This window comes from Desulfosarcina alkanivorans, from assembly GCF_009688945.1.
Classification (GTDB): domain Bacteria; phylum Desulfobacterota; class Desulfobacteria; order Desulfobacterales; family Desulfosarcinaceae; genus Desulfosarcina; species Desulfosarcina alkanivorans.
In genome coordinates, this window is record NZ_AP021874.1 from 2,325,850 (window position 1) to 2,342,093 (window position 16,244).

Annotated in this window: 15 protein-coding genes; 4 read left to right on the forward strand and 11 right to left on the reverse strand. The window is 59.5% G+C overall.

The window, feature by feature from the left end:
- Positions 1-6 precede the first annotated feature (6 nt).
- From DSCA_RS10245 to DSCA_RS10280, 8 genes are all read right to left on the reverse strand, one after another.
- Positions 7-702 carry a Crp/Fnr family transcriptional regulator gene (locus DSCA_RS10245; RefSeq protein ID WP_155316345.1) on the reverse strand — a complete coding sequence of 232 codons (696 nt, stop codon included), beginning with the start codon at positions 700-702 and terminating at the stop codon, positions 7-9.
- Between the two features lie 525 nt (positions 703-1,227).
- The gene (gene xsc / locus DSCA_RS10250) at positions 1,228-2,961 is read right to left on the reverse strand and encodes a sulfoacetaldehyde acetyltransferase (protein WP_155316346.1); all 1,734 of its coding nucleotides are present in this window, start codon (positions 2,959-2,961) and stop codon (positions 1,228-1,230) included.
- 2 nt (positions 2,962-2,963) lie between these two features.
- A complete protein-coding gene (locus DSCA_RS10255; RefSeq protein WP_155316347.1) occupies positions 2,964-3,836 on the reverse strand; it encodes a TetR/AcrR family transcriptional regulator in 873 nt (290 codons plus the stop codon).
- Positions 3,837-3,934: 98 nt separating this feature from the next.
- Positions 3,935-4,756: an SDR family oxidoreductase gene (locus DSCA_RS10260; RefSeq protein ID WP_155316348.1), complete on the reverse strand. Its 822-nt coding sequence runs from the start codon at positions 4,754-4,756 to the stop codon at positions 3,935-3,937.
- 36 nt (positions 4,757-4,792) lie between these two features.
- Positions 4,793-5,734: a bile acid:sodium symporter family protein gene (locus DSCA_RS10265; protein WP_155316349.1), complete on the reverse strand. Its 942-nt coding sequence runs from the start codon at positions 5,732-5,734 to the stop codon at positions 4,793-4,795.
- A 74-nt stretch (positions 5,735-5,808) separates the two neighbouring features.
- Positions 5,809-7,536 carry a thiamine pyrophosphate-binding protein gene (locus DSCA_RS10270; RefSeq protein WP_155316350.1) on the reverse strand — a complete coding sequence of 576 codons (1,728 nt, stop codon included), beginning with the start codon at positions 7,534-7,536 and terminating at the stop codon, positions 5,809-5,811.
- Positions 7,537-7,617: 81 nt separating this feature from the next.
- On the reverse strand, positions 7,618-8,454 hold the full coding sequence (locus tag DSCA_RS10275) for an SDR family NAD(P)-dependent oxidoreductase (RefSeq protein ID WP_155316351.1): 837 nt from the start codon (positions 8,452-8,454) through the stop codon (positions 7,618-7,620).
- A gap of 502 nt (positions 8,455-8,956) precedes the next feature.
- On the reverse strand, positions 8,957-9,325 hold the full coding sequence (locus tag DSCA_RS10280) for a hypothetical protein (protein WP_155316352.1): 369 nt from the start codon (positions 9,323-9,325) through the stop codon (positions 8,957-8,959).
- Positions 9,326-9,552: 227 nt separating this feature from the next.
- On the opposite strand from DSCA_RS10280, the gene DSCA_RS10285 reads away from it, so the two are divergent.
- From DSCA_RS10285 to speB, 4 genes are read left to right on the forward strand one after another with little or no spacing between them, the layout of a single operon-like run.
- Positions 9,553-10,326, forward strand: coding sequence for an alpha/beta fold hydrolase (locus DSCA_RS10285; RefSeq protein ID WP_155316353.1), 774 nt, complete (start codon positions 9,553-9,555; stop codon positions 10,324-10,326).
- On the forward strand, positions 10,323-11,039 hold the full coding sequence (locus DSCA_RS10290; protein ID WP_167527702.1) for a haloacid dehalogenase-like hydrolase: 717 nt from the start codon (positions 10,323-10,325) through the stop codon (positions 11,037-11,039). The genes DSCA_RS10285 and DSCA_RS10290 overlap by 4 nt, the downstream gene beginning before the upstream one ends.
- Before the next feature lie 21 nt (positions 11,040-11,060).
- Positions 11,061-11,549, forward strand: a complete 489-nt coding sequence (locus DSCA_RS10295; RefSeq protein ID WP_155316355.1) for a prolyl-tRNA synthetase associated domain-containing protein — start codon at positions 11,061-11,063, stop codon at positions 11,547-11,549.
- 14 nt (positions 11,550-11,563) lie between these two features.
- The gene (speB, locus tag DSCA_RS10300) at positions 11,564-12,418 is read left to right on the forward strand and encodes an agmatinase (RefSeq protein ID WP_155316356.1); all 855 of its coding nucleotides are present in this window, start codon (positions 11,564-11,566) and stop codon (positions 12,416-12,418) included.
- A gap of 20 nt (positions 12,419-12,438) precedes the next feature.
- On the opposite strand, the gene DSCA_RS10305 is transcribed toward speB, so the two are convergent.
- The 3 genes from DSCA_RS10305 to DSCA_RS10315 form a co-directional block, all read right to left on the reverse strand.
- Positions 12,439-12,996, reverse strand: a complete 558-nt coding sequence (locus DSCA_RS10305; RefSeq protein WP_155316357.1) for a response regulator — start codon at positions 12,994-12,996, stop codon at positions 12,439-12,441.
- Positions 12,997-13,067: 71 nt separating this feature from the next.
- The gene (locus DSCA_RS10310) at positions 13,068-13,880 is read right to left on the reverse strand and encodes a sensor histidine kinase (RefSeq protein ID WP_155316358.1); all 813 of its coding nucleotides are present in this window, start codon (positions 13,878-13,880) and stop codon (positions 13,068-13,070) included.
- Between the two features lie 15 nt (positions 13,881-13,895).
- Positions 13,896-16,223 carry a sensor histidine kinase gene (locus DSCA_RS10315; protein ID WP_155316359.1) on the reverse strand — a complete coding sequence of 776 codons (2,328 nt, stop codon included), beginning with the start codon at positions 16,221-16,223 and terminating at the stop codon, positions 13,896-13,898.
- Between the last annotated feature and the right edge of the window lie 21 nt (positions 16,224-16,244).

Here is a 16,244-nt window from a genome sequence, read left to right on the forward strand (position 1 = left end):
AAGAACTCAGATCCATAAATCCTCAGACTCAGGATCGATCAGCGCTTCCGGTTTGAGAATATCAATCTGTCCCCGGCTTTTTTCGATGATGCCCTCTTGACGCAGATCGCTAAGTACGCGCAATGCGGATTCGGTTGTCGTACTGGCCAGGTCGGCGATCTCCATTGCGGTAAAGTTCAGGACCGGTCCAAATTTTTCGGATAAAGTATGCAGCACGCGCTTTAAGCGTTGAATGACCTTCTTGTCCTGCATGTCCAGGATACGGCTGTTTGAACTGTCCACCGCCTGCCCCAGAATTTCGATAATGGCTATGATCAACTGGGGATGTCCTAATGAAAATTTGGCAAACGCCTTCCTTTCGATAGACATGATTACCGTATCGGTGCAAGACTCTGCGACATAATCACGGGATGCACCGGTAAATGGCCCGATCAGATTCAGCGGTTCTCCGGGACCTGCCAGCAAATAGGTGAGCCGCTTGCCCGTGGCGGAGTATCTGCAGACACGAACCAGCCCTTTCTCAACGATGGTAAAAACATCGCAAGGTTCCTGCGCTTGGAAAATAATGTCATTTTTTTCATAATGTTGCCTTGCAGCCATTTCGGCAAGGTCCAGGTGAGCCTTTGGGGACAGTTCTTTGAACAAATTGGCATTGCGGAATAAAGCGATTTTTCTCCCAAGGCTTTCCGGATCCGTTTTCATCTGTCTTTCCGTTGCAGTTAAGTATAGTCAATTGCCACTCAATAAATATCAGTCGGTTAGCAGTGTATCAGTATGGGGTTCAATTATCAAACCGATGGATATTGCAACAGTTACTAAAATGAATAGCTCTTGCTCAGTCGGGATGGCGTTTTTTGGATATCCATTTTCATAGAGACCCGATAGAAGCCTTAAATAAAGATGGATCGCATGGAGATGTATGTTGATCAGACGCTGCAGGCGCTTGGCGATACTGCGTTAAAATTCGGCTCGGAATGCTCATTTATCACCCATATACCGCACTCTTTTTCGACGAATGGTGCCTTGTTTTGCCTGCGCTCACGACGCTTTTCAACACCCTTGCAGAGACCTGTACAACGCCAGCTGACGGTTGACGATGAAAATGTCGTCATGGCGCACTGTCAATGGATGTTCCGGAGCGGTTTAAAGGTTCATCAAGTCATGAAAAGGCCGGGACCGATCAGGGGATTGCCTTGCCATCACCCCCCTGACCGGTCGATCACCGTCTCATTTCGCATTCAAATGGCTGTATTTGTCCAGGTAGCGCACCGGCATGTTGAGCGCATCCCGGCGGAAGGGTTCGGCCAGCACCTCTTCACCGCCCTGGACGATGGCGTTGATCACGCAGGGCCGGCTGGACGCGATGGCTTCTTTGACCGCATCGCCCACCTGGTCCGGGTGATCCACCCTGAAGCCCAGGGCGCCCATCTCTTCGGCCAGCCGGGCGTAATCGGGGTTGTCCGGCAGGTTCGCGCCCACGAAGCGGTTGTCGTAGTAGTCGATCTGGTTCTTCTTCTCTGCACCCCATTCGTAATTGGTGGCCACAATGGCAATGACCGGAATGTTTTCCCGAACGGCGGTCATCACCTCGGCGATGCCGCTGATGCCGTAGGCGCCGTCCCCCTGGAAGGCGATCACCGGCGCGTCGGGCCTGGCGATCTTGCACCCCAGGGCCGCCCCGTAGGCAAACCCGCAGTTGCCCCAGGAAAGGGCCGAAATGTGCTGCCGGACGCCTTCGAATCTCAGGTAGCTGTTGATCATGGAAGAATTGTTGCCGATGTCGGTGGTGACGATGCTGTTTTCGGGCAGGGCCCGGGTCCACTCCCGGTGAAAGCGGCGTGGGTGCATGGGCGCACTCCGGTCGCTGGCACTCCATTGGTTCAGTTCATCGCCCCAGGCCTGTCTCTCTGCTTTCACATCGGCCAGGCGGCCGCTGTCGGCCTTGAGATCCGGCGCCAGCGCCTTGGTGCGCTCCAGCAGCAGGGTGGCGAATTCTCCGACATCGCCGCAGCTGTAGACATCGGCCCGTTTGGACAGGCCCAGCACGTTGACGTCCGTGTCGCACTGGATCAGCCGGGCCTGGTCCGGCCAGTAGGCCATGTCGTACTGGGGCAGCGTACCGAAGGGCCCCAGACGGGTGCCCAGGGCGACGACCACGTCGGCCTTTTTAATGGTCCGCATGGCCGCTTTGGAACCGCAGTAGCCGATGGGGCCGCAGGCCAGGGGGTGGCTGGCCGGGAAGGTGTCGTTGTGCAGATAGGAATTGACCACCGGCGCTGTCAGGTATTCGGCCAGGGCCCTGACCGGTTCGACGGCATCGGCCTGGGACACGCCCCCGCCGGAAACGATCACCGGATACCTGGCCGCCGCGATGATCCGGGCGGCGGCGTCCAGGTCTTCCAGTGAACCGGCCCCCCTTTTGATGACGGGCGTCGTATAGATCTCGTCCTCGCAGACGCCGTAAAAGAAGTCACGGGGGATGTTTAGCTGGGTGGGGCCGTTGAGATTCTTGGCCATGTAGAAGGCCCGCCGGGCCAGCTCGGCCATGCGCCGGGGCTGGTTCACCCGCACCTGGTACACCGTCTGTCGCTCGAACATGGCCATCTGGTCCAGTTCCTGGAAACCGCCGGTGCCCATGCCCATGGAGCCGGTTTCCGGGGTCAGGGCCACCACCGGGCTGTGGGCCCAGTAGGCCGCCACCATGGCCGATACGAAATTGGCCGCACCGGGACCGTTCTGGCCGATGCAGCACTGGGGACTGCCGGTCACCCGGGCCAGGCCGTCGGCGGCGTGGGTGGCCGCCTGTTCGTGGGCCACGGGAATGAACCGGATGCCGGCGGCGGGGAAGAGGTCCAGGGCGTCCATGTAGGCCGATCCGACGATGCCGAAGACGTTCTTTACCCCTTCGGCCACCAGGGTTTCCACCAGCGCCTCGCTGGGCGTCATTTTCTGTTTTGCCATTATTATCGCTCCTTTTTTGGTTTCAGTCCGTCGATCAACTGGTCGACCGCGTATTCAAAAATATGGGCGTGGTTCTCTCCCTCCAGAACGGTATTCTCCAATTTCTTGAACTGGGTCAGCCCGTGCAGGGCGCCCCAGAACATGACGGCGTATTTTTTGGGATCGACGCTGCGGAAGGTTCCGTCGGCGACGCCGGTCCGGGTAAACCCGTCCAGCAGTTTGAGGATGCGGCTGCCCTTGTGGTCGATCCGCTGCTTCAGTTCGTCGCCCAGCATCACCGTCGGCGTCGCCAGAAAATAGTTGATGATATCGAAATAGTCTTTGTGGCGTCTGCTGAAGTCCAGGTAGGCCATGCCGGTTTCACGAAGCTTTCCGTCGGGGCCGATGGACTTGCGGCCGATGGCTTCGATCTGGCGGAAGAGAATATCCAGGCCCTCTTCCTGGAGCGCATAAAAGATTTCCTCTTTGCTCTGGTAGTAAAAATAGATGGTACCGACGCCGAGTTCGGCCTTGCGGGCGATCTGATTGATGCTGGTGGACTGGATCCCCTTTTTAAACAGGAGGTGTCGGGCCGCATCCAAAATCTGATGTTTGCGCGCCTGTTTTTCCCGTTCTCTTCTTTCCTTGAGTCCCATCGTCTTCCTGATCGAGCGTTGAAGCCGCTTCCTCAATACCTGTTTTTCACTGGCATTGCCGGGAGGGCCGTGGGTTATCCTGGCGGACGTCCGACCGATGGTAACCGCACCATCCGCAGACCGAAAGCCGAACCAGGGGCGTTGGCGCTTCATGTGACAGTGCCGGACCGGACACCAGCGGACCGGGTCCGCTTCGGGAACCTTCAAGGGGTTGGCGGTCCCGGCGGTGTGCTGCGCCACCCACCGCCGGGCCTCGCCCCGGCTGTCCGCCTAACCGGCATGGTACCGGGTCCGGCCGACACAGTGAACGAAGCCATAAATCAGTTCATACGATCCATTCACGACGGCGGGCGTTCCAGTTCCGCCTTGAACCGGCGGGCCATGCGCCGCTCGTAAAAGGCCGGTGCCAGGCGGCTGACCCAGTATCCGATTTTACCCATGGCGGTGAGCACCAGCAGGTCTTTTTCTCTTTCGGCGCCCCGGAAAATGGCGTCGGCGGCGCACTCCGGCGTATCCTGCCGGCCGACCCTGGACTGCGGGTGGCGGGTAACGGTGCCGTCGGCGCCCAGGGCCCGGTCCTGCAGGTTGGTCTTGATAAAGCCGGGACAGACCACCATGACGTGAACCCCCCGGTCCCGGACCTCGCTGCGCAGGGAGGTGAACAGGCCATGCATGGCATGCTTGCTGGCGGCATACCCGGTGCGCCCCAGCAGCGGCGCCAGACCGGCGATGCTTTCATTGGAAATGATCAGGCCGCGCCGCCGGATCAGGCTGTGGATCGCCGCCTTGGTGCAGTAAAGGGCACCGAAAAAATTGACCGCCATGACCCGCTCGTACACCTCGATGCGCGTCTCCACGAAGGCGCTGCGCTGGGTGATGCCGGCATTGTTGAAAAGCACATCGATGCCGCCGAACCGCTCGATGACAGTCTGCATGGCCGCTTCGCAGTCGGATCGCCGGGTCACGTCGCACCGCAGCCCCAGGACCCGGTGGCCGGCATCGGCAAACGCCTGTTCACATGCCTTCACCCGAACCGCATCCATATCCAGCAGGGCGCAGGTGGCACCGGCCCGGGCAAAGCGTCGGGCCACCGCCAGCCCGATCCCGCTGGCGGCGCCGGTCACCACGACGATCCGATTGGAAAAACGACGTCTGGCCATTCGCCACTCCTTTCGCTCCAGAATACGGTTCCGCGATTACAGTCGGCAGGCGGCCTCATCCGTCTGCTCCCCGTCGGGCAGCGGCCGGCGGGTAAAGATAAACGCCGTGGTCAGGCCGGCAAAAATATGCCACACGCCCCACCAGGCCACGAGGATGGCCATACCGCCCAGGCCGTCGAAAAAGTTGAAGACCAGCACCAGCCCCAGGGCAGAGTTCTGGATGCCCACCTCGATGCAGGTGGCGCGGGCATCGCGCTCCTCCAGTCCGGCCAGGCGCCCGGACCAGTACCCCAGGTTCAGGGCCAGGGCGTTGTGCAGAAACACGGCGAACATGACGATGCCCACATAACGGATAAAGTTGCCCCAGTTGGCCGCCAGTGCGCCGCAGACGATCAGGATGAAAAAAACCAGTGAAAATATCTTGAACGGCCGGCGCACCCGGTCGGCCAGGGTGGGAAACGAGCGCGCCAGGACCTGACCGAGGATCAGCGGGATGCCCAGGATAACGAATACGGTAATGAACACATCCACCGGTCTGAGGCTGACCCGGCGCAGGATGTCGGCGGTGTCCGGATTCAGGCTGCCCCAGATGGACAGGTTCAGCGGCGTCATGACAATCGCCGCGATGGTGGAGATGGCCGTCATGCTGATGGACACGGCGCAGTTGCCCTTGGCCAGGTAGGTCATGATGTTGGACAGATTGCCCCCCGGGCAGGCCGCCACCAGGATCATCCCCAGGGCCATGGAGGGATGGGGCTTGAGTATCAGGGTCAGCAGGAAGGTAAAGGCCGGCAGGAGCAGGAACTGGGCCAGCAGACCGATTCCGGGCGCCTTGGGGGACACCAGGATGCGCTTGAAGTCCTCGAGCTTCAGGTCCAGGGAAACGCCCAGCATCATCAGACCGATGGCCCCGTTGATGGCCATGAGCCCCTGGGGGTTGAAATTGAGCCGGACCTGATCGATGGCAAGCGGTTCCATGGATTTGTCTCCTTATTTTCAATGGCAGATCGGTTTTACACAATGGACCGTATGCAGGCAGCCGGTCTGTCTGCTCACATCTTTCCCGATCGAGCCGCCGCCCACAGCCAGTTGCCCGGGGGATCCACATTGGCATCGGGATCGACGGCAACATGAATGACGGCAGGCTTTCCGGAGGCCGCCGAACGCTCCAGGGCCGGCAGGATCTCCTCGACGGACGCCACATATTCACCGTGACATCCCATGGCCGTGCCCACCTGATCGTAGCGGACCGGAGCATGGTCATGGCCGAACCAGGCGGCATCACGCCCGAACTGGCGCTGCTGGGCGCTCTTCTCCATCCCATAGGCACCATCCACAGCCACGAGGATGATAACGGGCAAATCGTTTCGCACGGCGGTTTCCAGTTCCTGGATGTTAAATCCGAAAGCACTGTCCCCGGTGACGCAATAAACCGGTTTTTCGGGACAGGCCAGCTTGGCGCCGAGCGCGTAAGGCAAGCCCGTACCCAGGTGCCCGTAGTTCATCGAGTAAACCACCGAACGTGATTTTCGGGCAACGTGATAATGCAGGTCCCACAGGGTCGTGTTGCCTCCGTCCATCACGAAGATGGCATCATCGCTGAAAAAGTCGTTGCAGGCCTTGAGTATCTGACCGGTGAGCATGGGTTGGCGCGCCGTGTCGGCCAGCGCATCATCCAATTCTGTTTGAAACTGATCCTGGAGGGCCCTGAGCTCGGCGATTTTTGCATGATGAGGGCGTTTTTCGGTCAACTGCCGCACTTCGTCGAAAAGCTGGGCCAATACCAATCGCGCATCCCCGATCAAGGGGATATCGGTAGGCCGGTTGAGCCCGATGTTGGTGGGTTCGGTATCGATCTGGATCAGGCGCTGCTTGTCCGGCTCTCCGAACATGGGCGGCTGGCCCCACATATTTAGTTCACCCAGCCGAGTCCCCACTGCCAGTACGAGATCGGCCTGATTGTTGGCCACAATGCGTGACATGCAGGTGGGATGGAAGCAAAGGGGGTGATCGTCGGGAATGATGCCGCGGGCACGGATGGTATGAGTCACCGGACATCCCAGGAAGTCGGCCAGCCGTTGAACCTGATCGCCGGCATCGGCGCGTTCAGACCCGTTTCCGCAGTGAATGTTGACCAGATCCGCGCTGACCAGCATTTCCGCCGCTCGTTTAATGGCCGCGGGATCTGCCGGCATGCTTTCGACCACCCGGTATCGCTCTGGAGCAATGATGGCCACGCTGGCGTCATCCCCCTTTTGCGAGATGATGTCCTCGGGGATGAGGATGTGGGTGGGACCGGGCCTGCCCGACATGGCGGTGCGAAACGCATGGCGCACCATGTCGGGAATCCGCTTCCAATGATCGATCTTTCCGTTCCATTTGACAGCGGGCCTGAACACGTCCAGATGGTGGCTGACCTGCATGCCTCCCTGGTGAACGTATGAATCGGAAATGTCACTGCGACGCGTCGTGGTGATGGCCACAACAGGGCTGCCTTCGGCCTGGGCGCACATCATGCCCGCCACCAGGTTGGCCGCACCCGGACCGGCACAGGCCATGACCACCGCCGGTTTCCCGGACACCCGGGTGTACGCGTCGCAGGCGTGGGCCGCAGCCGCTTCATGACGGGGGACCACAAGCCGCATATTGAGTTCAGTGCCGAGTCGCTCCAGCGCTTCGATCACCATCATGTAGGTGCCGTCGGTAATGGCATTGATATGACACACACCTTCGGCGTGCAGGCACCTTAACAACAATTCCCCTCCGGTTATTTCAGCCATGATCCCTCCAGTAGATGTCAGTTGATGAAATGGTTTTCGGGAAAGCCGTGTCTGATGATCCCTTTGGCAGCCACCCGGATGTTACAATTCCATGAGCTGTCCGCCGGTGATGTTGATGGCCTGGCCGGTCATGTAGGCGGCGCGGTCCGAAGCCAGAAAAACCACCAGGTCCCCGACTTCATCCGGGCTGCCGATGCGGCCCAGGGGAATGGTCTTGCACATCTCCTTCTCTCTTTCTTCTATGGTCGAATCGAAGAATTGGGCCTCCAGGCCGAAACGCCATTTTTCCAGGTCCGTGGCGATCTGCCCCGGACAGACGGCGTTGACCCGCACGCCGTTGCCGGCCAGTTCCATGGCCATCACCTTGGTGAGCATGATCACCCCGGCCTTGGCCACGGCGTAGGCACCGTTGAACAGGGCCGGCACCTTGCCGGCACGCGACGCCGTATTGACGATGGCGCCGCCATTTAAAATCATCATCGGCAGCAGGGCCCGGCTGACCCGGAAAACGCCATGCAGGTTCACGTCGATGGTCTTCATCCAGGCGGTTTCGTCGTAGGTATGCACGGCATTGGGCACGCCGAAGGAGGCGCCGGCGTTGTTCACCAGGATGTCTATGGTTTCGAACCGCTTGCCGATGGCCTGCACCATGGCGGCAATGCTGTCGGCCCGGGTGACATCCAGGTTGACGGCCATGGTGTCAATGCCATGGGTTCGGGCGACTTCTTTCGCGATATCGGTCATTTCGCTTTCAACCCCGGTCTTGACCGCCAGTTCCGGGTCCGCGTCCCGTCCCAGGTCGGCGATCACCACGTTGGCCCCTTCGGCGGCCAGCTTGCAGGCCACCGCATAGCCGATGCCGGACCGTTTCCCGGCTCCGGTCACCACGGCGGTCTTACCGGAAAGCAGCTTTCCCATATTCCCCCCTTATGATTGACGGATTCGTAAATAAGCCGATATCTGCATTACGCTTCATCCCTCGTCACTGCGGAGTACCGTAAGCACGCCTCATTCCTTAAGGATTCGCAAGCCTTCCTGTCCCGTCTGGTGTGTAGCGGGCGATCTCGCCTTTTTACGAACCCGTCGGAAAAACGACTTTTACGAAGGCATCAAGGTTGAAGTTGATTCAAACAATATAAATCAGACCGGTATTTTTCGAACATCGTTCGATAACTGATCACTAATCTAATTTCGAGATGTCGTCAATAAAAATATTCACCCCCGCCGAACGCCGCCACATGCGCACCACAGCGCCTGCGCGCCAATTCAATCCCTTCCCTCGGTGGAGACGCGGCACAAGAGACGGCTTGGCAGTGGTTTTCTACATGATGGGAGACCGGTATGTGCAAAAATACCGGGCCGGCGGCGAAGCGGGGTCACGGTTGGGTGGGGCAGTCTGTTCGTCAGGAGCGACGCCGTCTCAGCGCGGCAGCTCAACGGTAAGCGTTCTTCCGCCATAGGCGTGCACGGAGTCATGGGCACGGACCGTCACGCGAGAAATATCCTCCGGGATCCCGACCCCTGAAAGGCTGCGGGTGAAGGGCTGTTCGCCCACGTGGGGATGGTAAAGGGTCCGTGACCCCAGCACGGTGCCGTCCGGTGCCAGCAGATCCCATTTATCGGCGTAGTGATCCCAGCCGGTATCATCGTGCTGAACGGTTACATCAAAATGGAAGCTGCCCTTTCCGGTTTTCTCGACGTCAACCTTCAGGACATCCGCTTCACCGCAATATCCGGTGACCGGACCACACAGGGCCAATACGATGACAAATATCCATTGACGGGGCATGGGGGGTCTCCCTCTTGCGATTAAAAGGTGTATAAAAATCGATGATAGGCAAATACGACCCTTTTGCTGGCGGGAATTTTAGAGAATAAGGCATTTTCAGTCCGTTATCAATCCCCCGACGGCCCGGGATATCGTAAAAAAGGATTGAACCATCCGCCGATTTGGGGGTATGAGGAGCGTCTGGCAAAATATCGCCCGCATGCAGACGGGCCCGGAAAGCGGAGAACATGATTGCGCGTAAAGAAAACGGAATTGCTTTTCTGGCAGGAAGATGGCCGCTTTTACCGGACCGGCCGACCCTGGTGTTCATCCACGGCGCAGGGCAGGAAGGTCGTTTCTGGCAGGCCCAGATCGAAGGGCTTTCCGAACGGGCCAACACCATTGCCGTGGATCTTCCCGGACACGGCAACAGCAGCGGCGATGGATTCAGGACGGTGCCGGACTATGCCCGGTCGGTCATGGAATTCATCGATACCCTCTCCCTCCCCGCCCCCATCCCCTGCGGGTTGAGCCTGGGCGGGGCCATCGCCCTTGACCTGCTGGTTCATCACGGCGCCCGCCTCAAGGCGGGCGTGCTGGCCAATACCGGCGCGCGGCTCAAAGTGCTGCCGGCGATGGTTGATACCATCGAAAACGACTACGATCAGCACCTGGATGGACTCGTTTCGTTTGCAGTGGCACGGGGCAACCAGGACGACGAGGATATCTGCCGGAACGTGCTGGCCTGTTCGACGGCAGGCCCCGTAGTGACCGCCAACGACTTTCGGGCCTGTGACGCCTTCGACCTGAGCGATCGGCTGTCATCCGTCAGCGTGCCGGTACTCGTCCTCAGTGCCGCAGATGACATATTGACACCCGTCAAATACGCCGAGGCGATGGCCGACCGGATCCACGGCGCCAGGCATGTCACCCTCGACGGTGCAGGACACATGGCGCCCATTGAACAGCCCGCGGCATTCAACCGGGCGATCGAGCGATTTCTGGAGTCCCTGGTCCGGTGAACGACGCAGCCTCCCATGGCCGGCCCGTGGCCGCATTCGATTTTGACAAAACCCTGATCAATATCGATGTGGCTTATCATTTCCTGGACACCGCCATCAAACGCTGCAGGGTCAGACGACTGGCGGCCGGCATACTCATGCCGGTGCTGCTGCCGTTATTGCTGCTTCGACCGAGTCGAATCATCGCCATGAGCACCATGATGTGGATCGCGACCTTCCCCCTTCGCGGCCGGACAGCGCGGGATGTGTTCAGCGCCTTTGCAGCGGGCGTATTTTCTCCGCCCCTGAACGGCCGGTTCTACGATGAGGGACTCAGCGCCCTGGCAGCACACCAGCGTCTGGGCCATCAATGCCTGATCATTTCCGGTTCTCCGCAGGAACTGGTCAGGCAGGTCGCCCGGACCATGCTGAAGCAGGATATCGTGGTCATCGGTTCACAGGTCAGCCCCTTTCTTGGCGGCCTGGTCTACCGACGCTACTGTATGGGAACCGGTAAAATCAAGCTGGCAAAAGCGCGGGGTCTGCTCCATGGCCATTGGGGCTATGGCTATTCGGACAGTGCATCGGACGTCCCCTTGCTGGCCCATTGCCGCCATCGGTTCCTGGTCAATCCCGGAAAAAAAACGATCAAACGGGTAAAAGCAGCCCTTGGCGGCCGCGTGACCCTGCTGAACTGGGCGAAAACGACAATTGAAAACCTTGACAAAAACTGAATTGAACGAAGGAAAAAAACCATGGAAATCTACGATTACCTCGACACCCACGGCATCGAATACGAACGCCACGACCACCCCCCGGTATTCACCTGCGAGGATGTCAACCGCCTGGTACCGGAGCTTCCCGGCATGAAGACCAAAAACCTGTTCATTTGCGACAACAAGGGCAAACAGCATTTTCTCGTGACCCTGCCCGATGAGAAATCGGTGGACCTGAAGTCATTCGGCGAGGCCCTGTCGGTCAAAAAACTCCGGTTTGCATCGGCCGGCCGGTTGGAAAAACATTTAAAGCTCGAACCCGGGGCCGTGACCATCCTCGGCGTGATGAACGATGACGCCCGGCAGGTCCGGGTGATCGTGGACCAAGCCATCTGGGAGGCCGACGCCCTTCAGTGCCATCCGCTGGTCAACACGGCCACCCTGGTTATCGCCCTGGATCAGGTGCGCAAGTTCCTGGATGCCACCGGCCACGAGGCCACCGTGATGGACGTGCCGTCCCGCAATTAAGCAGGAGAAGATCGATGACTGAAACAATTACAGCAGAATCGACCGCGGCCTTGGACCCGGGCGCGGTTGCGGTGGTCGGTATTCCTTTTGACGAGTACTCCAGCTTCATGCGGGGGCCGGCCAAAGCACCGACGGCCATCCGGAAGACGCTTCATAACGGCGCGTCGAACCTGTTTGCCGAAAACGGCGTCAACCTGGAGGCCCACCCCATGTTTCACGACCTGGGAGACCTGATCCTGCCCGCCGGCGGAGCAGCCTTTGCAGCCATTGAAACCGCAATCGGGCGGGTGGCTGCGCAAAGGGCCCGGCCCCTGGCTCTGGGCGGTGACCATGCCGTCACCTTTCCGGTGGTGGCGGCGCTCAGCGAAGTCCACAACCCGCTGACCATCCTGCACCTGGACGCCCATCCGGACCTTTACGACAGCTACGGCGGCAGCCGCTTTTCCCATGCCTGCCCCTTTGCCCGCATCATGGAAACCGGACGGGTGAAACGACTGGTCCAGGTGGGTGTTCGCGGCATGAACGACGAACAGCGCCGGCAGGTGGAAAAATTCGGCGTCACCTGTATCGAGATGAAGGACTACCGGTCCAAAAATCCCATCGACCTGGAAGGGCCGGTCTACATTTCGCTGGACCTGGACGTCCTGGACCCGGCGTATGCACCGGGGGTATCCCACCATGAACCCGGGGGCATGTCCACCCGCAAGGTCCTGCGGCTGATTCAGTCCCTGAAAAACCCCATTGTGGGGGCCGATATTGTGGAACTCAATCCGGATCGGGATATCAACGGCATGACGGCGGCGGTGGCCGCCAAATTCCTGAAAGAGATCGCGGGGGCCATGCTTCGGCAAGCCGGTGCGCATTCATAGCTGGAGGCGATGAGAAAGCGTCACACGCCCTTGTCCTGCAGGTGCGGGTCGTGTTTCAACCGTTCCTGGATGCCCCGTCCCACCTCCCAGTTGCGGGAAAAATCGGACCAGAACGTCTTGTCTTTGGCCTTCCAGTCCGGTCCGAAGCGCTCGTCGAAATAGGAACCCAGCTTATCGAAAAGGAGCTTCCAGGGGGGCTTGCCGGCGGCGTGGGCGGCCAGCAGTTCCTCCAGGAGGTCGTCCAGGTCGGCCAACGTTTCCTTGGGCAGATAGGAGATCGCCCCCTTGCGGATCGATGACATCAGCGTGTCCGGATTGATGGCGTGGGCCGTGAGCATCACCGTGGGGATTCCCCGGGCCACCGCTTCCTCGAGCAATACCAGCCCGTTGACGCCCATGATGTCCAGAATGGCCAGATCGTAACTGCCGGTCCGGATCTTCTCCGATGCGGTCCCGTAGTCCCGGGCGACCTCGACGGCGGCCATGTCGAGAATATCCTGAATGGTCTCTAAAATGTCCGCTTCGTCATCCACCGCCAGAATGCGTTTACCGTCCAGATAGGATTGATTGGCTGTCATGGGCTCCCTTTCTTTTCATTCGGTTGATCCGGTTAATGGGCAATTATAAAGGAGAACAAGCATGAAACGAATTAACCCGACTGCGCGAAGGTCAGCGGAAGCCGTAGGCAGAAGCAGGCCCCCGGACGGCGATGGTCTTCCACGGAGATGTCCCCGCCCAGGTGGCGGGCCAGAATCCGTGCCCCGGCCAGTCCCAGACCGTGTCCGGTCCTGGACAGGATGGTGCACGGGGCGAGTCGGGTGTATCGCCTGAATATCAACTCCCGGTTCTCTTTTTCCACCCCCGGGCCATCGTCGACCACGTCGACCACCAGCTGACCGCCGCGGCAATAGACACCGATGTCCAGCCGACTGCGGCGGTGCTGGAGGGCATTTTTGATCAGGTTGCCCACAATTTGCCTGAATTTGGTCTCATCCTGGCAAAACTCTGCACAAAAAAGGTCCTCAGAGAAGGTCAAACCGATACCCCGATCGCTCAATAGAGCAGCCCGGTCCGGCCCCGCCTCGACCTCCTGAAGCGATTCCCAGAGACCGGCGTCGACGTTCTCGAGCACCTCCAGGAGCACCTCTTCGATCGCGGGCACCGGATTGAACCGGCAGCACTGAAAACATCCCGCCTCGGAACGCCCCACCTCCAGCAGGTCGGCGAGCAGGCTTCGGGCCTTTTTGGCATTCCTCAGCGCGCGTTTGAGCGTTTTTTCCTGGCGGCCCGTCAGGGTGCCATATTTACCGGGCTTTTCAATCAGCATGCGTACGGCGGTTTCAATGACCGACATGGGATCCTTGAGTTCGTGGATCAGAAACTCCACATCGACCTCGCGGAAAAAAACGCCGTCGGCGGATGCGTCGGCAACGTTGTGGCGGGTCATCGGATCTTCGCTCATCTGTTGTGCCTGTTTTTAGATTTCATCCACGCGGCATGCCAGGTTCAACTCGTTCGAGGGCACGAATCGAATCTGCATGGTGGTACCTCCCGACTCGCCGCAGTCCGCCGGATGGGTGCAGTGGCCGCATCGATCGACGGCACCCGGGCAGAGGTCGCTGTCAGCAGGGATATACCGGCACCTGCGGGATATCATTTTGGTATCGAACCGGTATCGCTCGGAAAAAATGGTAATGCGCAGCAAATCAATCCCCTTGCCGCCGGCATTGAAATCATAGGGTGCCTTGGAGGCATAGCTCAGGGTGTCCCCGGGGGCGAAATAGTGGTTGAAAATCAACCGCTGTTTTTCCGCCGTCAGGCCTACGCCGGTGTCCCGCACCTCGAAAACCGGGCCTTTGCTCCCGGCCCGCACCACCACCGTCACCCGTCCCCCGTCCGGCGTGTTCTCGATGGCATTTTTAACCAGCCCTTCAACAATCTTTTCCATGACCTCCGCGGGAATCAGCACCGCTGCCACCGGCTCCAGACGGAGGTCCAACCGAATATCACGGTGGGCAAAGCGGGGTTTCAGCACCGCCAGATGGCTTTCCACCAGCCGGTCCAGGGCGAGATCCACACATGGAATTTCGGTGTGCCCGAACTCACGGTCAATGGCCTCTTGAATCACGTCGGGCGCCCGTGTCTGTCCCGGTTCGGTTTCGGCCAGGGTGACCAGCATGTCGAGACTGGCGTCCAGAAGGAAAGAGAGCATGCCGTGGGCCCGGTAGTCCTGTTCCCGGAGCATGTCCCCGATCTCGTACTGCATATCCAGCAACCGCTGGAGATTGCGTTGCGCCCGCACCACCACCCGGTCTGCGGCCCCGTCCTCCCCCTTGGGAAGCCTTTTTTCCAGCAGACGCAGGGAAGCGGAAAGAACCGACAGCGGTGTTTTCAGTTCGTGGGAAAGATGATGAATCACCTGCTCTTTGGCCCGGTTGAGCCCGCGCACATTTTCGTAGGCCCGCTGAAGCGCCTCGTTGATGCGGGCATTTTCAATGGGCAGGGCCACGAGATTGGCCACGGCGCTGAGCAGGTCCACGTCAGCGTTGTCGAATGCCCCCTCTTTCTTGTTGACCGCGCACAATACACCGATCATGCGATCCTGGATGCGAAGGGGTACATCCAGCATATTTTTGTGGTGGTACTGGGCCTGCTTGTCCACCTGGTCATAAAAATACGGGCTTTTGGCCGTATCGTGAACGATCAGGGGCTTGCCGGTCCGGTATACGTGGCCGGCCACGCCCTTGTCCATGGGAAACCGGATCTCCTTCATCTTGATGCCGGTCTCGACGTCTTCGTAGGCCGCCACCGGAATGGTGAATTCCCGGGTCTCCTCGTCGATGAGTATGACCATGGCCCCGGCCACCCGGATCAGCGCCTGGATCTGGCGGGTGATATACTCGAGCATGCGGTCCAGCCCGGGAAACCGGTACAGGGCCCGGGAAATCCGAAACAGGGCCTGGTTTATCTGTTCGGCCCGCTTTCGGGCGGTGACGTCCCGCAGGGTGATCACCTGGCCTGCCGGGTTATCCTGTGCGTCGTAGAAAATCGCCCCGTCCACAACGATGTCAAGAATTCGGCCGTCCCGGGTCGAGCGCCGGGTCTCGAAGCCGTGGAGCACTTTTTCGGCAAACAGCCTTTTGATGCCGGCCCGGGTGCGGTCCTTTTCGTCTTCCGGAATGAAGGGAATGCGTTTGCCTTCGAGCTCCTTCAAGGTCCATCCGAAGACCCGTTCGAAGGCGGGATTGAGGTAAGATACCGTACTGTCCATGTTGAAGACAAAAACCGGGTCAGGCAGAAATTCCAGGAAGGCGCGGTAGCGCCTCTCGGCCCGGGAGCTGGCCTGGTAGAGCTCGTGAGAACGTCGCTGGGAGGCCTCCAGCTCCTGCTGGTCGGCAATTTTCCGGGTGACATCGCGGGCCACCCCCTGGAAGCCGGTTTTCCTGCCGGACCGGTCAACAATGAGGTTGACCGATATTTCCAGGATTCTCTCCTGACCGTCTTTCCTGACAATCCGCCAGATGATTTCCGACGGGATTTCCCCGGATTCGTAAAGCCGGTTGAAGACCGTAAAGGCATACAGGGCGTTTTCCGCATCCATGAATTCGCGGAAGTTCCGTCCTTTGATCTCCGTCGCCGTATACCCGAATATCCGGCACAGGGCATTGTTGAAAAACCGGAAATTACCCTTCAGATCCGTTTCATAAAACCCGTCCGCCACCTCTTCCAGGAAGACCCGGAACCGGTCCCTGAAAACGTCATCGGCGATATCCGTCCGGTCGTCATTGGGGGGTGCATGGGCCATAATCACGGGTATTGAAGCGTG